We start from the raw sequence: 25,388 nt of genomic DNA, 5'->3' as shown, positions 1-25,388 counted from the left end.
TTGGCAAGGTTTTACTCGAAATAGCAGGAACTAATGACCTCTATGTCGAAATTAATTTTATAAGCGGTGATGTGTAGCTTTCAATCGACATCGATTACCAAGTTGTTCGTAAATGCAAAGCAAAATGAAGATAAGCTATAGAGATGGCTTCATTATGATGCGGAAATTTACACATATTTTAGATTTGTACATGAATAAATTATTAATAATGGCTCTCTGCTCATGAGTGGAGAGCTCTCTTTTACACTTGTGTAGATACATAAAATATTTTTTGGATTGGGAGAGTGGAAAAACATGATTACGGAATTACAAATGCATGAAAAAGCTAAACAACCAGAAAATGAAGAAAGTGTACAGCAGCTCGAAGCAGTGGAAACATTGTTTGTGAATGAGTTCATAGATGGTATTTTAGATCCACAGCAAAAAATGCTTGGCCCTGTCAAAAATGGAGGCACAATTATCGCCAATACAACGCCTGGATGTTGGGGACCAATGCTAACGCCAACAATTCGTGGTGGACACGAAGTAACGAAGCCCGTTTTTGTAGAAGGTGCTGAAGTAGGTGATGCCATTGTTATTACAATCAAATCCATTCAGGTCACATCCCTCGCGACGGCATCTGGGCATGATGAGGCAATACCTGACCGCTTCATCGGAGATCCGTTCGTATCAGTAAAATGCCCTGGCTGTGGTAAACTACATCCGAGTACAGTGGTGACTGGTATAGGACCGCAAGCAATACGCTGTTCCACATGTGATACAGAAACCGCGCCTTTTAAAATGACAAATGGTTATACAATGGCACTAGACCAAAAAGGTAATATCGGTTTAACGGTTGGACGCGAAGGTGCTCGACGTATTGCGTTAGAAGCAAAAAATTATATGCGCACACCTGAAAATTCAGTGCAAAATCCGGTAGTAGCTTTGGCACCGAGCGATTTAATTGGTGTAATGGCAAGAATGCGACCTTTTTTAGGTCAGCTTGGAACGACGCCTTCGAAGGCAATGCCAGATTCACATAATGCAGGTGATTTTGGTTCGTTTTTAATTGGAGCGCCACATGAATATGCATTTACAGAAGCTGAGCTAGACACACATCGTACAGATGGACATATGGATATTAGCCGTGTTCGCGAAGGTGCTACAATTATTTGTCCTGTAAAGGTACCTGGCGGTGGTGTGTATATTGGCGATATGCATGCGATGCAGGGAGACGGAGAAATTGCTGGGCATACAACAGATGTCGCAGGAATTGTACAACTGCAGGTAAGTGTTTTGAAAAAAGTAGCACTTGAAGGTCCTATTTTGTTACCAAATGAAGAGGATCTGCCATATACAGCAAAACCTTTTTCTAAGGAAGAAAAACGCCGAGCTCGCGAACTAGCAGAGGAATTTGGTGTGAAACAAGTAGAAGAGGCGTTCCCTGTGTCTGTAGTAGGTACAGGTACAACATTAAATGAGGCGACTGATAATGCAATTAGTCGAGCAGCAAAACTATTTGAGATGAGTGAGCCAGAAGTAATGAATCGCGCAACAATTACAGGATCCATTGAAATCGGCCGCCATCCTGGTGTCGTTACTGCAACTTTCCAAGTTCCAAAGACTGTGCTAAAAAAAGCACGAATTTATAAACCTATTAAAAAGCAGTACGATTAAAATTTAGTATATAACTACAAATCAAGAAAACAAGGCACGAGCCAGTGTAATGAAAGAGTACATTGATCTCGTGCTTTGCTGTTGTAACTTCTCATCATTGTAAAAATATAAAGTAAAATTGAATTCTCGTTGTTAGCTGATATAATAGTAAAAGCTTCTAAATCTCTCTATATATAATTACGTTTGATATAATTTTAACTTTTGATTACAAGGATGGTGAATATGGCAGATTTCATACGTTTGCAAGAAAAAGAAGCAAAAAATCATCGACTAAAAGCATACATAGCTAAGATGAGTGGAGGGGGACATGCTCCTTCAAGAACTAATTTTGCCGATGCAATAACAGGTGCAGTTGGTGGCTTACTTTGTATCTTTGTATTGCTTTGTTTAACAAACTATACAGGGGCACCTTGGTTAATGGCATCACTTGGGGGTAGTTGTGTACTCGTATTTGTTGTATGGAATGCGCCATTGTCGCAACCCCGTAATATTATCGGAGGACATTTGATTTCAGCCTTTATCGGTTTGCTAATGTATTCATTATTAGGATCAAGCGTCTTTTCAATCAGCCTTGGTGTCGGTTTAACGATTTTTTTCATGGCACTTTTTGGTGTGATCCATCCACCAGCGGGAGCGAATCCGATTATCATTATTTTAGGCGGCTATAGCTGGGGCTATTTATTAATGCCGGTATTGATTGGTGCAGTGATTATTGTCATCTTTGGATTACTAATAAATAATTTACGACAGACTAGAAAATACCCACAATTTTGGTGAGCCGTTAAAAAAATAAAATTTTGCACAATTTCGTGTAACTATTTAGTTTTTGGTCCGTCTACTGTATTGGTAATGTTAGCTGTTCTTGAGAACAGTGGATACTTAAGTATGTAAATGAGTATGACGCTGACATAGATTAACGTCGGGCAAAGAGCCATCTGAGACAATGCACTGGGCTACCAACTTAAGGGCAACTATCAGATGAGCTCGTTTGTTTTTGTTTAAAATTTAACGAGCTTCGTGAAAATTTCAATGTTGCTCTAAGTAGAGCTAAAGTGTTTTGGATGAACACTTTAGCTCTTTTATTTGTGCATATTCGGAAATTTTTAGCATATGTTGGATAGGATTTGTTATATTGGAGAAAGAGTGTTGAAATATTTGAGAAACATATTTTTGCATGATAGGGGAAGATCTTTGTTGCGTGAAATTGATAGGGGGCTCTGGTTGTATGCTGCTGGACTGTGATGAGCAATTATTCATAACATATAGACAAAGTGGTGAAAATGGCGCTGAAAAATTACTTTCAAAATGGGCGGAGGCCGAGGCCGAGGTCACTCCACAAGTTGATCCCAAAATATTAGGTACGGCATTATCACCGCAATTATTTTTAGTAAATAAAGAGGCGGCGATGAACATTGCCTTTTCGACAGCTCGAAAATATTGGGGACGTGTATCTACGGAGTTACAACTATTTTTCAACAAGCATGGCCTAGATACAAAATATGTGAATGACCGACTTAATGCTTTTTTTTATACCCAAAAAGGGAAGCAAGCTTTTTTTGAGCAGCTTTTTGCCCAGCATACAATGGATTTGGAGCGGTTAGTTTGGCTTGTGTTCGGAAAGCGATGGCAGGTCGAGTTACCTGAAAATGATTTACAAACTATATATTTATATAAATTTGAAGAAGACTATTTTGTGCATATGATTTATGAAGAAGAGGCTTTGTTTTGGCACTGGCTTTTTATGAAAAAAGTTTATTCACTGCTTATCCACAAACCTTTAGAACAATTCGCATTTATCCATGAAATAATGGGTCATTTTGAACAATCGTCAACAATTACTTATGCGCATGTGGATAACTTTGTGCATAATTACAGAAAAACTCTGGATAAGTGTATAACTTATGTGGATAAATGCAATTTGTCTTGTTTAGCGAAAAAACAGCTTCGTCTATATCAAATTGTCACACACTACCGTTTGTCAGAGGGGCAGTATCAATGCATTAAAGAATTGATTACTTCCTTTGAGGCTGATTGGCGTTACTCTATGTATGCCCTAACAGAGAAGGAAAAGGTTTTGATTGCATATATTTTATTGCATATAGCTCATCAAGAACGCGATTATGTAAATGTACTTCATTATGGTGAATATTTATTGGAAGATGAACGACTTAATAATTATGCCATAGAGATTTTGTTGGAGTACAAGGACTTACTCCCAAATCGAAAACCAACACCGCCTGCAATAATAAAAAATTATAATTTGAATTATTTAGAAAATCTGTATGCAGTATTACTAGATACTTATGTCAGATTGGAACGTTACCAAGAGGGGTTAGTGCTCTTAAAGGAACATGGCCTCGCATCCAATAAAAAAATAAATGCCGCATTAGTACAGCAAAACTACAGTAATGAGCAATTAATTGCCATTGAGGCATCGATGCAGCAAGATATAGCGCTTCAAGTAAACAATTCGTTACAGCATATTGGTCTGTCAGTGGAAGAATGGCGCCAACATTATCGCCAGCCGGATGCTCCTTATTTTTTAGTAGCAAAGAGCGCTTCCATGCATATGATCAATATTTTAAAAATCCTATTTGTCACTGAGCAGTATGAGCTATTTGAGAAATTAATAGAGGTCTATAAAAAATATTTACTCATTGAAGACCACTTCGAAAAATTACGAGTATTTATTAGTGCGTATGTATAACAGATAAAAAGAGTGTCCCATGAAGTCAAAAAATGACTTCATGGGACACTCTTGCTTTAAAAATAAATATTGATGACTATTACTGTTGATTTCAGAATTGTTTGAGTGCCTGTCACCTGCTCTTTATTATTCTAAAACCCCTTTTTCTTGAAATGCAATGATTTGTTCCGAACTATAGCCAAGTGCTGACAATACTTCTTCGTTATGCTCACCTAGCTTTGCGCCAACATGCTTGTACGTTGGATTGGCTCCATCAAATTTAAAGGCAGATGCAATTTGTTTTTGCGTTGTACCATCATTTTTCGGAATTTCCACAATCATCCCACGAGCTTGTAATTGCGGATGCTCGCACGCTTCTGGAAAAGTTAACACCGGTTCGACACAACCTTCGAAATTTTCGTTAAAGACTTCGAGCCATTCGTTGTAGGTTTTCGATAAAAAGGCATCATGCACTGCCTCTTTAAATCGAATTTGAGTATAGTATGAATCATTGAATGTATTATCAATAAGTTCTGGAATATCAAGGGCTTCACATAGTAGCCGACGAAACTGTGGCTCTAGACTGCCCACTGAGAAAAATCGCCCATCCTTCGTTTTATAAAAATCATAGTAGCTACCACCGTTTAAAATTTCTTGTTCAGGCTGAGGCACACGGCCACCGCCAATATAGGCAGAGCCATACATTGCATTAAGTGAGAAAACAGCATCGGTCATGCTAATATCGACATACTGACCTTCTCCTGTTTTTTCTCGGTGTAGTGCTGCAGCAAGTACCCCTATAGCAGCGTGCATCGTACCACCAGCAATATCTGCAAGCTGAACCCCCATGGAGACAGGTTTTTTGTCTTTATGACGAGAATAGTCGAGAACACCAGCTAGTGCCAGATAATTATTATCATGGCCGGGTCGGTTGCTATATGGTCCAGTTTGGCCATAGCCTGTAATAGCACAATATATCAGTTTTGGATTTACTTCTTTTAGCTCTTCGTAGCCAATACCGAGTCGTTGCATGACCCCTGGTCGAAAACCTTCAATAATTACGTCGTACTCTTGTATAAGTGACTTGACAATTTCTACTGCCTCTGGCGATTTCAAATTTAATGTAAGTGACATTTTGGAACGATTCAAGTGCTGATGAATATATGCCTCATGATCTTCATCATAGGGAGGCATAATCCGCGTTAAATCTACGCGTTTGGAGGATTCCACATGGATGACCTCCGCACCTAGGTCGGCAAAAATCATCGTTGCCATAGGCCCTGGTAGTAATGCAGAAAAATCGAGAATTTTTAACCCCTTTAAAATACCCAAATCTTCCAACCCCTTTTTGTGTAGGCTACAATGCAGTCTTTTAAGAAGCATTAGTAGCGCTTTTCTCATTATCCCCATAGTGCGAAAAGCGTGTTTTATAAAATTCTGTATTAATACAGATTGTGCTTATTTTATTCAGTATTATAACAGAAGATACATTGAATTGCCTATGTTATTTTTTATTATAAATTAATTTATAATAAAATTATATGTCGCAATAACAATAAAAGGAAAAATATTTAGAAATTAGATGGGTATTAATGATGGAAATAGCGATAGAAGTGGGTGTATCGCCGATAACCTCGAGGAAATCGCCGATAAAATTACGTAATCGCCTGCATGAGCCCATAAATCGCCGATAGAACTTTTGTAAATTAAAAAATCTAATCATAAATATGTTTACCTTTTAAGATTATGGGTATTTGAATAATAGAACGATAATTTGGGCAAGCTATTGATATTAAATAATACGTAAACTCGGGACACATCTCTCGATCAACTTGGCAAGACTTAAGGTTATCCCCCTTTCCCTTATGACAGAACAAGTATGATATGATGTATGCCTATATTTTGGGAAAGTCAAGAAAGCACCGATGCTTCTTGGCTTTTTTATTTTGTATCTGACTTTCTTCCATTATTTTAGAAATACTATGAAGGTTCACTATCTACCTGTCGATATAAAGGGTATGATGAAAATGATATTTTTACGTATTAATTATATGTGAAAGGAAGAGTGAGATGGATAAAACAAAAATCCAAAAAGTGAACAAAGCACTTATTGCAACTGTTTTAGCTACTAGCGGGATTGCTGTTGTCGTACCACCACCACAAAAAGTAGCAGCAGCTACTTCACCATTTGTAGATATTAATCAATATTCAAGTCACTATGACAATATTTTAAAATTATACTCTCAAGGTGCAATTAGTGGGTTTGCAGATAAAACGTTTCGACCAAATCAAAATGTAACGCGTGGTCAAGCAGCAAAAATGCTGGCAACGGTTTTAAAGCTAGATTTAAAAAATGTACAAGATCCATATTTCAAAGACGTTCCAAAGAGCAATGAATATTATAAGTATGTAGCAGCATTGCAAAATGCAGGGATTATGTCTGGTTATTCAAGTGGTTCATTCATGCCAAATGAAGTTATTACGCGAGGACAGTTAGCCAAAATTTTAGTGCTTGGCTTTAAATTCGAAGTAGCATCGAATTTTAATCATAGCTTCCAAGATGTAAATAGCCAAACGAGTAATGCCTACTATATTCAAACTTTAGTAGATTTACAAATTACAGAAGGAACAACACCTGTCACATTCTCTCCATTCAATGCGGTAACACGAGGACAAATTGCTTCCTTTATAGTTCGTTCACAAGAGAAAAAAAGCAATGCATCAACTTATAAAATTACTGGTGTTGAAGATGATATTGTTTACATAAATGCTGAACCGTATACAGTACCAGACAGCCTTTCACATATTTTCAATGAATATAATGCAGATGTACTAAAAGGTGCATTTATTGAGGGAGACCTCTCAGGAAAAACACTTTATTCTGTCGCAAAGTTAACGTTGAATGCAAGTGGTACGAGTTCACGATTTTTACAGTTTGATGGAGACTATAAGTCCTTTGGTGGCACAATCGTTGTAAATGGGAATTATATTGAATTTGCTAATGTAACATTAACGGGGACAATGTTAGTCAACGAAACGGTACGCCCACCGCTACATTTAGATGTTTCTTACTATAAGCCTTTAGCACTTGGCCGTGTAGCTAGCAATAATTTTTCATTTATCAACTGGTCTAATCCAGATAAGCAGGAAGGAGAAAGCTCATCAAATAGTAACTCATCGAGCGATCTTCAAAACTGGACGGATTCAAATCAAAATCCAGATAAAAACAAACCTTTTGAAAACTGGTCAAAAGATCAAGTAACGATGAAAAATGTTGAAAAGCATATTGAATTTTACAATAGTACTGTATCACGACTAGTTGTGTCTCAAAGTGGTACAAAAATTGAAACAAATAAAAAGCTACCTCGTGTAGATATTATCGGAAATGTACGTGAATTTGAGATTCAAGGCAATATCGGTACGCTGAATTTAGATACAGAAACAAAGCTAACGATATATGGAACGAGCAATATCGACTGGATTAATTACAATAGCTATACCGATTTAGAACTTTATATAGATGGTCGTGTAGGTACGCTTTATGTAGATAATGCATATGGCTGGATTGACATTGGTGACTACACATATATCGACAAAGTGATCCTTCCAAAAGACGAAGGACCAAATAATATTTTCGATGATTTCTTAGATGATAAAGATAACATAGGAAATATTACAGACCCAGATGGTAAACCAATCGATAAAGATGATATTGACAATCAAAAGCCAGCAGATAAAACAAAGCCGTTAATCGATATTACAAATGTAAGCGTATTGAATGGTAGTGATGTTCAAGTAGACTTTACATCAGATAAAGTGGGAACGTATTACTATATCGTTCGTGAAAAAAATGCGGAAGCACCAACAAAACGAGAGATGGTCAATCGTATATCTACTGATAATGTAGCAAGTGGCACGGCATCAGCCGTCAATGGCAAAAACACGTTTAAAGTAACTAATTTAGGCGAGAAAAAAGAATATGTTGTCTATGTAATGGTAGTAGACGGAGCGAAAAATACGTCGGATATTAAATCGCAATCATTCCAAATGAAAGATTCATCACCACCAGTCGTAAAATCGCTAGCAGTAAACCCTCTACATGGTGGGACACGTGCAGAATTTACATTTACAGCGAGTGAACCTGGAGAATACTACTACTATGTGCGTAAAAAAACAACTGCCGCAGATCCAACAACAGCAGATATTGTTGCTAAACCAACAGGTAAGGGGAAGGCTGTTGCTGGTAAACTGAAAGTTGACGGATTACTGACGGGTTTAGACCCTGAAGAATCGTATCAACTTTATGTAGTAATGAAAGATGAGTCAGGGAATTATTCAGTTGACCCAATTCCAAAAGAGGCGATTAAAGAGTTCAAAACAGGCGCTTTAGATAATATTCCTCCATACATTGTTGGCGGAGAACTCGTTTTACAAGATGAAATAAAAAATGAATTTTATGTAACAGTAAGTGAAGAACTAGATCTAACTTCTGCTGAGAAAGTGGAAAACTATGAACTGACAGGGACAGGTATTGTTAACCAAGGTTTACAAAAACCGATTCGCCCTGAAAAAGTAGTATACAATAAAGCTCAAAAAAGATTAACTTTCACAATTCCTTCTTTAACAGGTTTTGTTAATGGAGATAACTTGGTCGTAACGATTTCTCCAAACGTAAAAGATTTAGCTGATAATGAATTTGAGAATATTAACAATGCACCAGTGAATAGCGTTCCGCGTAATACAGCAGAGTATATTCATAGAGATGGTGAGTGGCCATATTTAACGATTATCGGTGAACCTGCTATTAATAATGCTAAAGATCAGACACTTGTCGAATTCAATGCAACAAAAGCAGGAACATATCATTATTTAATTATGGAATCAGATTTAAATTTAACACGTGATGATCGTTTACGATTAATCGAAGCTGTGCAATTAAATTCAAAAGAATTTAATGTAGGAGGCACGAATATACCGATTATCGGTAGTGGCGGTAATAAGCCAGCACAGTTAGGAAAACAAAAGGTGACAATTCCGCTACCTAATACGATTCCACCTTTAGATCCATTTAAGAGCTATTCAATTTATATGGTATTGCGAGATCGTTCAGGGAATGTCTCGGATATTCAAACAAAACATGTTATTGATGACCGTACACCACCAGTTATCGACAATACGTCAATTAAAATATTAGAAGGGGATCGAAAAGCAACCTTCAAATTTATGTCAGACGAGGACGGTTCTTATTACTACGTTCTTCGAAATGTAGGCGACTCAACACCTGGACCAACAACTCCTGAAGAAGTGATGGCTAAAGGAATTACGAGCAGCATGCGTAAAGATACAAATGAGATTTCTTTAACACTTGCGCCACATCAACAGTATGAGCTATATGTTGCTGTAAAGGATCGTTATAATAACGTAACGATGCTACAAAAAGGGACAGAATCAAAAGTTTATACATTTGATGAGAAGCAAAATAAAACGATAGCCTTACCTAATGGTGGGGATGGTAATGGTGTGATGAAATATACATTCTTCGCAGATGGAACACCGCCAAAAGTTCAAGATCCAATCTTTAAACGACTTGATGGTAAAACATTTGAAGTGACATTTTCAGAGGCTATCAATACAGGATTTGACTTTACATTAGTTGAGCCAGGTACTACAACAGCTATTACACCAACCTTCACATCATCGAATTGGAAAGATGTTACAGGCACAAGCGATTGGGAATCTCGCAAGCTTATTATCACGTTCAATAGTGAAGTAAAACGAAGCTTTGATATCCTTGTAAATGCTACCGCGAAAGATAAAGGCGGCTGGACATTTAGTAAAGATAGAGCAGAGTACAAATATCCAACAAAAGAAAATACAATTACTTCTGCGACATTATTACCAGATACGCAATTCCCAAGCAATTTGAATATTTCTAAGAAGGTTCAGGTTGTTGCGAATCTGAATGCTGATATTACATGGGATCAGCACTATTACTATGCAGTACTGAACGACGGATATGATTTATCACTTAATAATATTGAAAGTATTATTGCCAATGCAGATAGTAATAACTTTACGTATATTCCTGGTGGAGCGATTGTTTCTTACGGTAAAGGTAAGATTACAGCACCTGCAGATGCAAGTTCTGCGAAGACCTTTACAGCGATCCAAACAGGTAGTGATCCAACTTCAACAAATATATTCCAAAAAGATCAACGAATTTATCTGTTCACGAAAGATAAGTATGGAAATATTGTGTATGCAAAAGCTTCAACAGATCCAGCAGCTTTAAATTATGTATTAATTCAGCCTAGAACACAATAAATCAAAATTAGAAAGACACTAGCTATTTATAATGGCTAGTGTCTTTTTATGTGGACAAAAGAAAGATTCCCACACCTATTAATGACTGGAATCAAGGTGTGGGAATTTATTCAATTTCTAACAATTTGGAATGTACCAGATGTTTGCGTTTCAATGATGTATTGATTGCCATTGACTGTATAGGACACAGGCTCGTGGTCTCCAAAATCATTGATTTGAACGATGGAAGCATTCTCAGGTAAATTTTCTAAAATGATTTCGATATTTGCTTCGAATTTAGCAGGCATTTTATTTAATACCGCTTGGAACGTAATGCGATTTAAATTTCTTGTTAGCTGAATGTCCATTACGCCAAAATCTTCATTAACGAGCGTATTTAATGGTGGAATGATAACAACCATATTTGCCTTTGTTGTTAATACAAAGCGTTCATTGTCATTTTCAGAATCAGCAACATTGATTTTTGCTTTATATGTGTTTCGACTTTTCGACATCAGCGTATTTTTTCCTGGTACTGCGGCAGAGTCGGATAGTTCCGGTGTTTTAATCGTATTGCCCTTAGCTGGTAGTTTATATTTTCCTTTTACATAGTCTACTAATATCCACACATTTGGCACAAGCTGTTGTTGTACAGGCGTTAATGCTTCGAAGGCAGTTTTTACTGCTTGTACATCGTGCGTTGTAGATGTTTTCGGCGATAAAGCTGCAATGGCATTTTCGACTTCTTTTGCAGCGGCCTTATCCATCGTAACGACGTGTTCAGCATCTAGTAAAAGCTGTTCAATACCTGTAGGCAAATAAACGTTTGAGAATTTTCTTAATGCATTATACTCTGCTCGTGCTTCAGCCACATCTTTATGGAAGCTAAGACGAGAGGCGTTTAATAGTTGAATTTTGTTTACAACTTTATCGATAGAAGTATTTGGTGTAATCGACGACGTCAATATTTTTTGTGTTTCGGCGCTGACAAAAGTTTTTTGCGCAGCATTCAATGTGTTGTACCAATCTCTCGTTTCAATAACGTTTTGATAATAGTTAACAGAAGTAGAATCGACTGAAGCCAATTTTTCTTCAATTTGAGCAGCTAGTCTACGATAATTTACTCTTGTTTGTTGGTGATTTGATAGAGTCGAGTAATTTGTAACATATTGTTTTTCAGTTTCTGACAATGCATTGTAGGCTTTGATGGCAGCCTCTAAGTAAGCCTGAAACGCAAATGATGTATCATTAATATTTGAAATAAGCTGTATAACATTCTGCACGTTGGAATTATAGTAGTAATAATTATTATATATGTATGCCGTCTTTGCATGTGTCGAGGTATCGGCAGCTGATGCAGACGTTATAGGTGTTGAATAAATAAGCGATGGAACGGCTACTAGAGCAAGCAAGGCTAGGCTTTTTTTATGTTTCATACGGGCAAACCTCCTATTTTAATAATATTAATTTTATCATAGCTTAAGGATTTTTTATGCATATTTTAGGTTAATAGGTAAAAAGGTCAGTCGTTTTTTATAGTATAATATATCATTACTACCACTAGAAGCGCTTCCGAAATTTCTACAGTGATAAAGAGAGCGGGAATTTTATTAGAAAGTTATTTCTAATGCCTATAGTTGTTTAACTCACATAGATATAACAAATTTTAGTAAAAATGGGTGTTGGTATCAATTTGTTGTCTAAAAATCAGGCATTTTTATTAGAAAATTTTAATTGACTTGGTAAAATTAGATTATTTATTGTTGTGATACATAGGTCCATACATTATGATTATTTTATAAAAATGGAGGTGTTTGTAATGAAAAAACCAAAAAGTATTGCTTTAAAACTATCTTCTTTAATTTTAGGATTATTTTTAGTGTTATTTATTGCTTATACATTGGTAACAAGTGTTATTCTACATAATCAGAGTGTCAATGATTTAGAAAACGCAACGCTTCAAAACGCGGAATTATCTGCTGCGAAGATGAGCGAACGGTTTAAGAAAGCCAATGATACATTACAAACGACAAAACGTATTGTTGAAGCAATGCAAAAAAATGACGAGCTTTCAACAGAAAGTGTAATGGATATACTGGAAACTAATTTAATGAAAAATGAGGATTTACTTGGTGTAGGTGCCGTCCTTGAAAATGGCGCTATAAAAGTTGGCCCAACTATCGACACTGCATTAATAGATCAAAATAATCGCTTCATACCTTATTTAACTAAAGATGGAAATAAGACTTCTACTAATGCTATAGAGGGAATTGACAAAACGGATGCGGCTGATTGGTATCGTATACCAACAGAAGAAGGTCGTGCTGTGCTAACAGAGCCGTATGATTATAGCGTGAATGGTAAAACGATATCGATGACGACAATTGCAGTACCGCTAGTTAATGCCTCAGGTAAAAATTTTGGCGTATTAACGGCAGATTTATCTGTTGATTTTTTAAAGGGATTAGCTGAATCCATTACTCCTGATGGTGGTTATGCAGGAATTATTACAAATCAAGGTATGTTAACAGTAAATAGTATTAACGTAAAGCTAGACGGGACGAATATGCAGGATGCTATTGATTGGACAAGTGTTAAACAATCCATGGACAATGGGGTGCTAGATAGTCTGTATGTTGACTCTAAGCAGCTTGGAGAAGAATCATTCAATGCTTTTGCTCCAATGATGTTAGAAAACATTGACGAAGTATGGTCAGTGCAGTTAGTTTTACCTAAATCTAAAATATTAGAAACGTATAATAAAGTTCTCATCTTTACGATTGTAGCTGCAATCATTATGGTAGTTTTAATGGCTGCTGCCAGTGCGATGTTTATCTTTAAACAGTTAAAGCCTTTGAAAGTTTTACGTGCATCTATTGAAACGGCGGCTGAAGGCGATTTAACTAAAAAAATAGATGAAAAATTTATAAAATCAGATGAAATTGGTGCTGTTGCAGTAGCCTATAACAATATGCTGGACAAAACGAATGATGCCATCCATACGGTATTAAATTCTTCAACATTACTTAATCAATCATCAGATGATGTCAATGAAGCATTTAATGAAATTGTCGCATCAAATCAGGAAGTATCTGTAGCTATCAATGAAATTGCGCAAGGTGCTTCGAAACAATCAGAGGATACGGAAGAAACAAATTATCGAATGATTGATTTATCCGATCAAATTGACGCCATTACAATGCTTTCCAAACAAATGGATGAGCTGTCAATGAAAACAAAAGCTTCTACAGAGCAGGGCATGAAAGAAGTTGAAGGCTTACGTGATCGAAATGCTGAAACAAATGAAATGAATGCACGCATTCAAAGTCAGATGGAATCTTTATCTAGCAACATCAGAAATATCAACCAAATTATTGTATCCATTCAAGGAGTAACGGAGCAAACCAACCTACTAGCGTTAAATGCAAGTATTGAGGCTGCTCGTGCAGGAGAGCATGGAAAAGGCTTTGCAGTAGTAGCGGAAGAAGTTCGTAAACTAGCGGAACAGTCTAAAAACGAAACAGAAGTGATTAAGAAAACGGTAACTAGCATTCTAGAAGATGCGAAGCAAACGGTGTCTGTTATTGCTTCTAATGCTGATTTGATGCAAGCTCAAAATGAATCAGTGCAAAATACAGAGCTTGCTTTTAAAGATAATAATGAGCTTTCTCATTCTATTGCAACGGCAATTAATGACCTCTTGTCAAATCTTTCCCAAATGTTAGAGCAAAAAGATCAGGCAGTTACAGCGATTCAAAGTATTTCTGCCGTTTCAGAGGAAACTGCAGCTTCTGCTGAACAAGTAAGTGCATCTGCTGTGGATCAACAGGCAGAAATGCAAAAGGTTGCAGAATCAATTAACAATATGAACCAAATCTCTAAAGAGCTACAAGAAGTCGTGAATCGATTTAAACTTGCATAATTAAGCTATTGAATTTTCTACAAAGCAAAATGAATATCCCGAGGGAATCGCCAGTAAACCTTCCGAAATCGCCGATAAACGTGGAGGAATCGCCGATACACCCTCGGAAACCGCCGATAACCTTTGAGAAACCGCCGATAAAACTTCTTGATGCTTTTGTAGACACGTTGAGACTGTCCTTTTCCAAGGACAGTCTCTTTTTATGTAAACGGTAGAGCGGAGAGGGCATTGACCCAGTTTGGGAACAGTTTTACTATAGAAAGATGAAAGGGGGGCGCCTCCATGATGTATCTCGGTATGATTTTCTTTAAAATTGTTGCGCCTATTTTAGTGTTACTTGTACTTGGGGCGTTTTTACAGAGGAAATTTCAATTTAATTTAAAAGCGCTATCCCAGCTTATTACATATTGTTTTATGCCAGCAGCCGTATTTGTAAATTTATATGAAACGAGCGTGGAACTATCGGTGCTCGGTGAAGTGGCATTATTTATTGTGCTCTTTATTGGGAGTCAAATGGTGCTTAGTCATTTTATAGCGAAGGGGCTAGGTCTAAAGAAAACAGAGGCAGCGGTATTTAAAAATAGTGTTGTACTCATTAACTCTGGTAACTATGGCATTCCGGTGGCACAAATGATTTTTGTGACACAACCAATTGGGGTGGCCATTCAAGTTATACTCGTTATTTTTCAAAATGTAACGACCTATACATATGGATTATATAATTTAATTTCTTCAACTAAATCAGGTATGGCCATTGTGAAGGACTTCCTGAAAATGCCGATTATTCATGCGCTCATTATCGGTGTGTCAATGAATTTCTTTAATATTGGCATTCCCCAATTTATCCGTATTCCAATTGACCACGTTGCTGATGGGTTTATCGCTGTTGCTCTTATTACGCTCGGTGCGCAACTATCTCAGCTTGAAATTAAATCAATGTTCAATAGAACTGTGTTTGTCAGCTGTTTTACACGACTTGTAGTAGGTCCAGCTGTTGCATTACTTATCATTTTTGTCCTCGGCTTAGATGGCGTTGTGGCCCAATCGCTCTTTATTGCGAGTGCATTTCCAACTTCACGTAATAGCTCGAGTCTAGCTCTAGAATATGATTTAGGGTCAGAAACTGCTGCACAAACGGTGCTTTTTTCAACAATTGTAAGCTGTATTACAGTGACAATCGTAATTTATATGGCAGAAATACTATTTACTTAATGGCTTCCATCTATTAGGAATATCTGTTACACTAGCATCAAACTGAATAGCTTAACTAGGGGAGTCCGATGAGTCGGGCTGAGAGGGAAACGCATTGAGGTTTCTTGACCCTTTGGACCTGATCTGGCTCATACCAGCGTGGGAAAGTTAATGAACTTCGCACTCCTTGAACTTTGCGATAAATGTAACCTTACATGTACAGCCGGATCCAATATTTTTTTGGATTCGGCTTTTTATTTGTAATGCTACTTGTTGGAGTGGGCTAGATTCGGTCCTTTTAATAATTTACGTAAAAGGGAGCGGAATAGTAAATGACAACAGTTAGCGAAAAAAACATGAATATTATGACAAGCTTTGAAGGAAGTAAAAAAGTATATGTAGAAGGATCACGTCCAGATATATTAGTGCCAATGCGTGAAATTAAGCTAAGCCCCACAACGGGTAGCTTTGGTGAAGAGAATAATGCACCTATACGAGTTTATGATACGAGTGGCCCTTATACAGATCCAACTTACAAAGTCGATATTACAAAAGGTTTACCAGCTTTGCGTCGTGCGTGGATTAAAGAACGGAGCGATGTAGAGGAATACGAGGGACGTACCATTAAGCCCGAGGATAATGGATTCCGCAACGCGGATGACCCGCGCATAAAGGAAAATGTTTTTCCAAAGCTTTCTCGCAAACCTTTACGTGCGAAAAAAGGCTGTAATGTGACACAGCTTCATTATGCAAGACAAGGAATTATTACGCCAGAAATGGAATTTATAGCGATTCGCGAAAATTTAAAACCAGAATTTGTACGTGCAGAAATTGCGGCAGGGCGTGCTATAATGCCATCTAATATAAATCATCCGGAGGCGGAACCGATGATTATCGGCCGTAACTTCCACGTGAAAATTAACGCCAATATTGGAAATTCAGCTGTTACTTCATCCATCGCTGAGGAAGTTGAAAAAATGACATGGGCAACACGATGGGGTGCTGATAATATTATGGATTTATCTACTGGGAAGCACATTCATACAACTCGCGAATGGATTATTCGTAATGCTGCTGTGCCTGTTGGAACAGTGCCAATTTATCAGGCGCTTGAAAAGGTAAATGGCGTTGCTGAGGATTTAACGTGGGAGGTGTATCGTGACACGCTAATCGAGCAAGCTGAACAAGGGGTTGATTACTTCACGATTCACGCAGGTGTGTTGCTGCGCTATGTACCGCTTACAGCTAATCGTGTAACGGGTATTGTTTCGCGTGGAGGTTCAATTATGGCACAGTGGTGTCTATTCCATCATCAAGAAAATTTCTTATATACTCATTTTGAAGAAATTTGCGAAATTATGAAAACGTATGATGTTGCCTTTTCGTTAGGGGATGGATTACGACCTGGCTCAATTGCAGATGCCAATGACGAGGCGCAGTTCGCAGAGCTTGAAACGCTAGGGGAGTTAACGCAAATTGCTTGGAAGCACGATGTACAAGTGATGGTAGAGGGACCTGGGCACGTGCCAATGCATCTTATTAAGGAAAATATGGACAAGCAATTAGAAGTTTGTAAAGAAGCGCCATTTTATACATTGGGTCCTCTAACGACGGATATTGCTCCTGGCTATGATCACATTACATCAGCAATTGGCGCTGCAATGATTGGCTGGTTTGGAACAGCGATGCTGTGCTATGTAACACCGAAGGAGCATTTAGGGTTACCAAATCGAGAAGATGTTCGTGTAGGTGTTATCACATATAAAATTGCGGCACATGCAGCGGATTTAGCTAAAGGTCATCCTGGTGCACAGCAGCGAGATGACGCTCTTTCAAAGGCTCGCTTTGAGTTTCGTTGGCGCGATCAATTTAATTTATCGTTAGATCCAGAGCGAGCTGTAGAATATCATGATGAGACTTTACCTGCAGAAGGAGCAAAAACGGCACATTTTTGCTCGATGTGTGGTCCTAAGTTTTGCAGTATGAGAATTTCTCAAGATATTCGTAACTATGCTAAGGAAAAAGATTTAAATACGACAGAAGCAATCCATCAAGGGATGCAGGAAAAGGCAAAAGAGTTCAAAGATACTGGTAGCAGACTGTATCAATGATAAAGAACAGAGGCGTTAAAGTTTTCCCTTTAGTAATAAATAAAATGGAACAAGAGCGCAATAGTTAATGGTAGTGGATGCGGTGCCTGCACAGAACATAAAACGCAATGAACCACTCACAAGCGAGTTGTAGCTTACAGTGTGAAGAGTGGAAAGTGTCCTCCGTAGTCATAACAATGTTCATAGCAAAAAAGTGTTAGATTGATTGCAGTCAATCTAACACTTTTTCTTTTTTTGGCTGGCTATTAAATTTTAAATTTATTTATTTCTTCTTGAAGGGTTGTTGCCTCATCACTTAATGATTTTGCAACAGCGTTAACCTCTTGAATAATTGATGTTTGCTCTTCAATTGCCGCAGCTATCAATTCGGATTGCTGTGCCGCATTTTTTGCCACAGATGACATTTCATTGACCGATGCAGCAACCTCTTCAGTAGCGGCAGAAATTTGCTGTGTGGAAGCTGAAACGTCTTCAATTTCAGATGCCATATGTTCAATTGCGTCCATTATTTCATTAAAGGCAGTTTGTGCATTATGAATGTATGTAACGCCTTCATCAACTTTTTGTACTGTGACGCTCACAGCTTTTTCTACTTCTCTTGTGTTTTGCTGAATATTTGTAGTTAAATTGATAATTTGGTTGGCGGATATTTTTGACTCTTCAGCTAGCTGACGTACCTCATCAGCAACGACTGCAAAGCCTTGTCCGTGTTCGCCTGCACGTGCAGCTTCGATGGCTGCATTAAGTGCAAGTAGGTTGGTTTGATCGGTAATATCGGTAATAACTTTCGTGATATTTTCAATTTCAGCCGATTGTGAACTTAACTGTTTAATGAGTTCGTTTGTCTTATCTGAGGATTGCTGAATGACCATCATCTGATTTTCAGTCGTTTGCAACATTTTTTCGCCGTTATCGGCAACAGTTTGTGTATCAATTGCCTTTGAATGTAGCATTTGTGTAGCTTCAGCGATGCGTTGGACACCACGAGCTGTTTCGTCCATAGCGGTAGAGGTATCCTGTCCAGTAACTACAGCTTGGTTACCGTCCTCAGCCATGATTTCTATACGTTTTGCAATATTGCTAGAAGTAAGAGAAACTTCCTCTGTACTTGCCGACAATTCTTCAGAGCTAGAAGTCGTGTACTCAATATTTTTTGCGACATTATCAATAAGTGAGCGTAAATTAGTTTTCATGACATTAAATGAATCAGCCAAATTTCGAATTTCATCTTTTGTTTTTACTTCTACATCTTCCTGTCGTAGATCTCCGCTAGCAATTACATTTGCTGCTGTGGCTAGTTTATTAACGGGAATTGTAATCACTCTTGTCATAATGAACGTAATTATAAAGGAGAGAATTATAGAAGTAGCAGCGAGGATTAGGATGATATTCGAGCTTACAGATTCTGCTCTTGACGACTCTGCACGGGCTAGTTGTATTTGCTCCTCTTCATAAATGGCAATCTCGTGAATTGCTTGTTGAATTGCCTCTCTTGCAGGATGTGCTCTTGCTCTAAGAATATTGATAGCAGATTGTACATCATCTGGGTTATATGTATTGATAATCTCTTGTGCTGCATTTTCAAAAATGGCTTGGTTCGTTTTAATAATGTCCATTTGCTGTTGTGTTGTTTGGCTAGTAAACATTTTGTCCAGCTCTGTTATTTTAGCTTGGATTATTTGTTCTTGCTCCTCGAGCTTTTGTATTGTTACGTCATCTGGTTCAAGCATATATGAACGAAGATAGTTTCCTTGCAAAGCAGCAGCGATAAGGATTTTATCGACTTGTATAAGTTTATTAACACGGTTTTCAAATAATTCTTTATTCAATTTATCGATGTTATTCAGTTGGTAGTAGGATATTGAGCAGATAATTAGTAGTAAAAGAATAATTGTACCAAATCCAATATAGAGTTTTTTTCTGATAGACATCGTTCTTTTCCTCCATTCCAGTTTTGTTGTATTAGTACGCAACAATGTCAGGATATCTTATCGTTATTTAGAGTATGAAAATAATATGAAATTGTGGAATTTATCGATAGATATAAATGTTAATAAAAACACCTATATGACAATGGGGGATTTACGAATCAAAAAGACAATAACTATAGGTGAATTTAATCGTTGAATTCCACTGTGTTACATTATCAGTGAGTGGGGGAGATACCTTCCAGAACGAGTGGTGGCACTTGGCTCCAATCAACTGAATAGTAAACGGAATATTACAGTATCTGTTTTTGTGACAGATGAGAAAGCTTTAGAACGAAGGAAGATTAAAATATGTAAGATAGTCTTCCATTATAGCTGCTTGTTATAAAGCTTATTGGGAAAACTCAAAGGAACTAGCAATTAAACGGAGTAAAAATGACAAAAGGCATCGAGAAGTTAATTCTCGCTACCTTTTGTCTACTTGCCAGTGACGGCAAGCAATATTGGATATCAATAAAGTGGAATATTAAATGTTTGCTACTTGTTTTACTTCTGGTTTTACTTCTTGTTTTACATATGGGTTTGAAAGATTCATTCCATCTAATGAAAGACCCATCGCTTTTGCTACACCTTCACCGTATGCAGGATCAGCTAGATAGCAGTGTAGGATGTGACGACGTTTAATGAATTCTTCAACAGTAGCCATATCGTTTGCTGTATTTTCGAATAAGCGTTGTTGTTCTTCCGCAGATAAAAGACGGAATAATTTACCTGGTTGCTCGAAGTAGTTATTGTCATCTTCACGGAAGTCGTGGATATCTGCATGACCATCAATACGTAATGGTGGCTCTTTATAGTCTAAATTGTGCTCCCATTCACCATAGCTGTTTGGTTCATAACTTAAAGTAGAACCAAGGTTACCATCAAAACGCATAGCGCCATCGCGGTGGAATGAACGGAATGGGCATTTTGGTGCGTTTACAGGTAGCATGTGGTGGTTTACGCCTAAGCGATAGCGAGCTGCATCTGCGTAAGCAAAAATACGTGCTTGTAACATTTTGTCTGGAGAGTAGCTGATACCAGGCACAATGTTAGATGGTGCAAACGATGATTGTTCTACTTCTGCAAAGTAGTTATCAGGGTTTTTATTTAACTCGAATTCACCAACTGGAATTAGTGGGAAATCTTTTTTATACCAAACTTTTGTTAAATCGAATGGGTTATATGGTAATTCACGAGCTTGTTGTTCTGTCATGACTTGAATGTACATTTTCCATTTAGGGAAATCGCCTTTTTCAATTGCTTCATATAAGTCACGTTGTGATGATTCACGGTCTTTACCGATAATTTCAGCTGCTTCGGCACCAGTTAGGTTTTTAATGCCTTGTTCTGTGCGGAAGTGGAATTTCACCCATACACGCTCGTTTTGAGCATTGATAAAGCTATATGTGTGTGAACCGAAACCATGCATATTGCGGTAGCCTGTTGGAATACCACGGTCAGACATAACAATTGTAATTTGGTGTAACGCTTCAGGTAATAAAGTCCAGAAATCCCAGTTAGAATTTGCGTTTTTCATATTTGTACGTGGATCACGCTTAACTACATGGTTTAAATCTGTGAAGTGTAACGGATCACGGAAGAAGAATACAGGTGTGTTGTTACCAACTAAGTCCCAGTTACCTTCTTCAGTATAGAATTTAAGTGCAAAACCACGAATATCGCGCTCTGCATCTGCAGCTCCGCGTTCCCCCGCTACAGTTGAGAAACGAGCGAACATTGGCGTTTGCTTCCCAATCTCAGAGAAGATTTTTGCTTTCGTATATTGAGAAATATCATGCGTAACAGTAAATGTGCCGAAAGCTCCAGAACCTTTTGCGTGCATACGACGTTCAGGTATAACTTCACGGTTGAAGTTTGCTAATTTTTCAATTAACCATACATCTTGAAGTAAAAGAGGACCACGAGGACCTGCTGACATAGAGTCGTGGTTGCTTACTACTGGAGCACCACCTGCTGTTGTAAAACGACGGCTACGATCATTTGCGTTTGTCATATTAGTTTACCTCCTGAAAAATATTGTGAGTCAAACTCCTCGTAAATAACTATAACAAATATAAAATAGAATTTCTAGTACATTATAATAATTATTGTTAAAGAATTTATCTCGCAAGATATAAAGTATAAATATATGCGTGTATTTCAAAAAATATACATAGTTTTTTAGGTTGTTTTCACTATTTATATAGTGTTTTCAGTCGTTTTGAAGGAAATTGAGATTTACTATTATATAAGTATTAACCTGTGGGAAGTATAGTAATTTCTTTTGTTTTACTATTTATATTGAAAATAGAACGGGCTAATTGAAAATCAATATAGAACGCACTCTCATTAGATCTTCCAACCTTTTCGATAGCGATTAGGTGTAGTCCCTATTAGCTGTTTAAATAATTTACTAAAATAATTTGGATCATCAAAGCCATTTAAAAGTGCGATTTCACTAATAGCAAAATCTGTTTCAATAAGCATTTTGGTCGAATTTTGAATACGAACCTGTTGTAAATAGCGTTTAAACGGCTGGCCTTGCTTCTTTGCAAATATAGTACTTAAATAATTGGGACTAATACCTAACTTTTGGGCGATGAAAGGTAAGGATAGTTCGCTGTCATGGTATTGATGGTCAATTATATCTAAAGCTAATTCTACATAGTCTGCTTTTTTCTCCATTCGAGCCTCTCTTGCCAATTCAATAAGTCTTTGTGTGAATAAAATAATGCCATTGAGAATTGTATAGAAAATCGGGTGTTCAATAATTAAATGAAAAAGCTGACGATAATTTTGTTCAATCGCGGCTTTCTCATGAAGTTTATATTTCAACATAAAGCGGCGAATTTGTGCTAGTACACTTGTTAGATGAATGCGTAAATCATCTTGTTCGTAATAAATACTTCCATTTGATAATCGATATAAAAATGCTTTTACTGCCTCGATATTTCCTTCCTCTAAACTCTTAATAAGTAGCTGTTGTTCCTCTGGTGTGAGTAAAGGATCTAAGGGCTGTGTTTGATATTGTTTAGTTGCATAAAAAATATGGCCAAAGCCTTCGTAAAAACTTTGAAGAAGGGCGCGTTTTGTTAAAGCATACATATCTTTTAAAGTTGTTGGCTTACCATCATAAATCCCTATATTTAGAGCACCATTATTAGTCATTTGCCATTCTTTTAGTAATGTACGAATATCCTTTTCAATAATTTTTAAATCGCTTGTTTGAAACAAGCAGATAATTGTATCTGATAATGGATAAATGCTCATTTGATAAAAAATAGGTGTTTGTTGGAGCCATATGAACAATTTATTTAATGTTTCTAAATGCTCAGGTTCAATCATCGTGAACTGAATATTTGTTGTTAATGAGCTTGTTGTACTTTCTAAAAATAATTGATAGTAAAAAGATTCGTCTTTAGCATCAGGAATCGCTTTTTGTATTTGAGGTGTATGAAGAGAAATAGCAGTGAGTTTCTGCTTCAACACTTCTAAATCAATTGGTTTTACAAAAAGATGCGCCACCTGTAAATCAATTGCTTTTAATGCGTTTTTAAATAATGGCTCTGTCGTTATCGCGAGTATTTTGCCAGGGTGCTTTTGTAAAAGTCCATAAAGAGCTGTTAAACGGTTATTAGGCAGCAAATCAATATTTAATAAAATGACCTCTGGTGCAAATTGTTGGATGCTCTTTGTGGCCTCGGAAATAGTAGAACACATCTCAATTGATAAATCTCCAGGAAAGTATGTATGTAAAAACCATCGTATGCCTGACAGTTCTGTAAGATCTCGATCAATTAGTAACAGTCGCATGGAATCAGCCTTTCGTAAAATATTCTAGTTTCGTAAATTATTACGATTATATTAATAAAAATAACATAAAAATCCGAAATAATTCCTGTTTTCTCTTTTAAAATTCTATATTTTCTGAAAAAGGTAGTTTGTACAATGGATATAGAGAAATTCTATTTTTTTTACGCTTTAATTTACATATGCTGTTAAGAATAGGGGGATATCGTATGCAAAAAATCATCGAACTTGATGGCAATACGTTAACGAGACAACAGGTTGAGGAAATCGTGAGAGGTCAGGCTACGGTTGCACTATGTGCTGAAAGTACGAAACGTGTTCAATTAAGTAGGGAACGGATTGAAAAACGTTTAGCTGAAGGGCATGTAATCTATGGCGTTAATACTGGGTTTGGCAAACTAAGTAATATACAAATTGAAGAATCGGATATTGAGTTATTACAGTTGAATTTATTGCGCTCGGATGCAACAGGTGTTGGAGAGTCACTTCCAACTGAAGTTGTGCGTGCGATGATGATTTTACGTGCAAATGCATTAGCACGTGGCTTTTCAGGTATTCGACAAGAAACATTGCAACTATTACTAGACTGCATCAATAAAGGTGTACATCCAATCGTTCCATCGCAGGGGTCGGTTGGAGCAAGTGGGGATTTAGCACCGTTATCACATTTAGCTTTAGTGCTTGTAGGTGAAGGGAAAGCTGAGTTCAACGGGGAGCTTATGACGGGTGGTGTCGCGTTACAAAGAGCAGGCCTATCAGCTGTAAGACTACAAGCGAAGGAAGGTTTAGCACTTGTAAATGGTACGCAAGCAATGACAGGAATTGGAGCTTTGACATTGAATGAAGCAGAGCGTATTGGGCTTGCCGCAGATATGGCAGCGAGTCTGTCGTTAGAGGCGTTAAAAGGTATTACCAATGCATTTGATCCTGCACTTTTAGCTGTAAGACCACATCCAGAATTAGAGCTTGTAGGTGGGCGTATTCGAAAATGGCTTGATGGTAGTAAACGTGTGACGAAGCAGGGAGAAGTTCGGATGCAGGATGCATATTCGCTTCGATGCATTCCACAAGTACATGGTGCTTCTTGGCAGTCATTTTTCTATGCCGAGCAACGTGTGCAAACGGAAATGAATGCTACAACAGACAATCCTATCGTTTTAGAAAATGGAGAAGTTGTATCGGGAGGTCATTTTCATGGCCAGCCAATAGCGTTAGCGATGGACTTTTTAAAAGTTGGGGTTAGTGAATGGGCTAATATTTCGGAACGACGCACAGAGCGTATGGTTAATCCTCAGCTTAATGATGGTTTACCACCATTTTTAGCAACAAATCCAGGTCTTGAATGTGGGCTTATGATTGCACAATATACGGCTGCTTCGATTGTATCCGAAAATAAGGTGCTGGCACATCCTTCGAGCGTGGATTCTATTCCCACATCAGGGAATCAGGAAGACCATGTCAGCATGGGAACAACATCCGCTCGACAAGTGCGACAAATTGTACACAATGCTGCACGGGTGATTGCGATAGAAATGATTTGTGCTTCGCAAGCTATTCATTTAGACAAGGCAGAGGAGCAATTATCTCCGACAACAAGGTCGTATTTAGAAAAAGTACGTGAATTCTGTCCGCCATTATTAGCAGATCAACCTATCGGCGATGAAATTGAAGCATTAGCGAAGTACTTATTGGCAAGTGATGATTTAGTAATGTTAGCAAAATAAAAGCAAAGGGGATGG

The 25,388-nt window shown here is 37.5% G+C and carries 13 protein-coding genes and 1 riboswitch; of the genes, 8 read left to right on the top strand and 5 right to left on the bottom strand.

Annotated features, from left to right (window positions below; genetic code table 11):
• The first annotated feature begins 312 nt into the window (after nt 1-312).
• The 3 genes from NSQ74_RS02495 (at nt 313) to NSQ74_RS02485 (ending at nt 4,363) form a co-directional block, all read left to right on the top strand.
• Nucleotides 313-1,656, top strand: a complete 1,344-nt coding sequence (locus NSQ74_RS02495; RefSeq protein ID WP_445669071.1) for an acetamidase/formamidase family protein — start codon at nt 313-315, stop codon at nt 1,654-1,656.
• 222 nt (nt 1,657-1,878) lie between these two features.
• Nucleotides 1,879-2,433, top strand: coding sequence for an HPP family protein (locus NSQ74_RS02490; RefSeq protein ID WP_340821337.1), 555 nt, complete (start codon nt 1,879-1,881; stop codon nt 2,431-2,433).
• Between the two features lie 448 nt (nt 2,434-2,881).
• Nucleotides 2,882-4,363: a hypothetical protein gene (locus NSQ74_RS02485; RefSeq protein ID WP_340821336.1), complete on the top strand. Its 1,482-nt coding sequence runs from the start codon at nt 2,882-2,884 to the stop codon at nt 4,361-4,363.
• A 126-nt stretch (nt 4,364-4,489) separates the two neighbouring features.
• Here NSQ74_RS02485 and NSQ74_RS02480 read toward each other — a convergent pair whose 3' ends face one another.
• Entirely contained in the window at nt 4,490-5,674 is a 1,185-nt protein-coding gene (locus tag NSQ74_RS02480) for a CaiB/BaiF CoA transferase family protein (protein ID WP_340821335.1), read from the bottom strand.
• Nucleotides 5,675-6,412: 738 nt separating this feature from the next.
• Here NSQ74_RS02480 and NSQ74_RS02475 point away from each other — a divergent pair.
• The gene (locus NSQ74_RS02475) at nt 6,413-10,666 is read left to right on the top strand and encodes an S-layer homology domain-containing protein (RefSeq protein ID WP_340821334.1); all 4,254 of its coding nucleotides are present in this window, start codon (nt 6,413-6,415) and stop codon (nt 10,664-10,666) included.
• A gap of 110 nt (nt 10,667-10,776) precedes the next feature.
• Here NSQ74_RS02475 and NSQ74_RS02470 read toward each other — a convergent pair whose 3' ends face one another.
• A complete protein-coding gene (locus tag NSQ74_RS02470) occupies nt 10,777-12,081 on the bottom strand; it encodes a hypothetical protein (protein WP_340821333.1) in 1,305 nt (434 codons plus the stop codon).
• A 383-nt stretch (nt 12,082-12,464) separates the two neighbouring features.
• Here NSQ74_RS02470 and NSQ74_RS02465 point away from each other — a divergent pair, with 383 nt between their 5' ends.
• The 3 genes from NSQ74_RS02465 to thiC all read left to right on the top strand — a co-directional run bounded on the left by NSQ74_RS02465 (nt 12,465) and on the right by thiC (nt 17,869).
• Nucleotides 12,465-14,567: a methyl-accepting chemotaxis protein gene (locus tag NSQ74_RS02465; RefSeq protein WP_340821332.1), complete on the top strand. Its 2,103-nt coding sequence runs from the start codon at nt 12,465-12,467 to the stop codon at nt 14,565-14,567.
• Between the two features lie 282 nt (nt 14,568-14,849).
• On the top strand, nt 14,850-15,779 hold the full coding sequence (locus NSQ74_RS02460) for an AEC family transporter (protein ID WP_340821330.1): 930 nt from the start codon (nt 14,850-14,852) through the stop codon (nt 15,777-15,779).
• A 47-nt stretch (nt 15,780-15,826) separates the two neighbouring features.
• A riboswitch (TPP riboswitch) is annotated at nt 15,827-15,941 on the top strand.
• Nucleotides 15,942-16,090: 149 nt separating this feature from the next.
• Nucleotides 16,091-17,869: a phosphomethylpyrimidine synthase ThiC gene (gene thiC, locus NSQ74_RS02455; protein WP_340821329.1), complete on the top strand. Its 1,779-nt coding sequence runs from the start codon at nt 16,091-16,093 to the stop codon at nt 17,867-17,869.
• Nucleotides 17,870-18,114: 245 nt separating this feature from the next.
• Here thiC and NSQ74_RS02450 read toward each other — a convergent pair whose 3' ends face one another.
• The 3 genes from NSQ74_RS02450 to NSQ74_RS02440 all read right to left on the bottom strand — a co-directional run bounded on the left by NSQ74_RS02450 (nt 18,115) and on the right by NSQ74_RS02440 (nt 23,652).
• The gene (locus tag NSQ74_RS02450) at nt 18,115-19,800 is read right to left on the bottom strand and encodes a methyl-accepting chemotaxis protein (protein ID WP_340821328.1); all 1,686 of its coding nucleotides are present in this window, start codon (nt 19,798-19,800) and stop codon (nt 18,115-18,117) included.
• A 523-nt stretch (nt 19,801-20,323) separates the two neighbouring features.
• Complete coding sequence (locus NSQ74_RS02445; RefSeq protein ID WP_340821327.1) at nt 20,324-21,853, bottom strand: catalase; 1,530 nt, start codon at nt 21,851-21,853, stop codon at nt 20,324-20,326.
• A gap of 335 nt (nt 21,854-22,188) precedes the next feature.
• A complete protein-coding gene (locus NSQ74_RS02440) occupies nt 22,189-23,652 on the bottom strand; it encodes a helix-turn-helix domain-containing protein (RefSeq protein ID WP_340821326.1) in 1,464 nt (487 codons plus the stop codon).
• A gap of 206 nt (nt 23,653-23,858) precedes the next feature.
• Between NSQ74_RS02440 and hutH the strand changes: the two genes are divergently transcribed.
• On the top strand, nt 23,859-25,373 hold the full coding sequence (gene hutH / locus NSQ74_RS02435) for a histidine ammonia-lyase (protein WP_340821325.1): 1,515 nt from the start codon (nt 23,859-23,861) through the stop codon (nt 25,371-25,373).
• The last annotated feature ends 15 nt before the right edge of the window (nt 25,374-25,388 follow it).

The organism is Lysinibacillus sp. FSL W8-0992 (genome assembly GCF_038008685.1).
In the GTDB taxonomy this organism is placed as follows: Bacteria; Bacillota; Bacilli; order Bacillales_A; family Planococcaceae; genus Lysinibacillus.
The sequence above is the reverse complement of the archived record's forward strand: the minus strand, read 5'-3'. Positions and strand labels throughout refer to the sequence as shown.

Bases quoted from the DNA above. Each gene is read 5' to 3' on its own strand.
- NSQ74_RS02450 (WP_340821328.1), bottom strand. From the start codon at position 19,800: ATGTCTATCAGAAAAAAACTCTATATTGGATTTGGTACAATTATTCTT.
- NSQ74_RS02445 (WP_340821327.1), bottom strand. From the start codon at position 21,853: ATGACAAACGCAAATGATCGTAGCCGTCGTTTTACAACAGCAGGTGGT.
- NSQ74_RS02490 (WP_340821337.1), top strand. From the start codon at position 1,879: ATGGCAGATTTCATACGTTTGCAAGAAAAAGAAGCAAAAAATCATCGA.
- NSQ74_RS02465 (WP_340821332.1), top strand. From the start codon at position 12,465: ATGAAAAAACCAAAAAGTATTGCTTTAAAACTATCTTCTTTAATTTTA.
- NSQ74_RS02485 (WP_340821336.1), top strand. From the start codon at position 2,882: ATGCTGCTGGACTGTGATGAGCAATTATTCATAACATATAGACAAAGT.
- NSQ74_RS02470 (WP_340821333.1), bottom strand. From the start codon at position 12,081: ATGAAACATAAAAAAAGCCTAGCCTTGCTTGCTCTAGTAGCCGTTCCA.
- NSQ74_RS02460 (WP_340821330.1), top strand. From the start codon at position 14,850: ATGATGTATCTCGGTATGATTTTCTTTAAAATTGTTGCGCCTATTTTA.
- NSQ74_RS02440 (WP_340821326.1), bottom strand. From the start codon at position 23,652: ATGCGACTGTTACTAATTGATCGAGATCTTACAGAACTGTCAGGCATA.
- thiC (WP_340821329.1), top strand. From the start codon at position 16,091: ATGACAACAGTTAGCGAAAAAAACATGAATATTATGACAAGCTTTGAA.
- hutH (WP_340821325.1), top strand. From the start codon at position 23,859: ATGCAAAAAATCATCGAACTTGATGGCAATACGTTAACGAGACAACAG.
- NSQ74_RS02495 (WP_445669071.1), top strand. From the start codon at position 313: ATGCATGAAAAAGCTAAACAACCAGAAAATGAAGAAAGTGTACAGCAG.
- NSQ74_RS02475 (WP_340821334.1), top strand. From the start codon at position 6,413: ATGGATAAAACAAAAATCCAAAAAGTGAACAAAGCACTTATTGCAACT.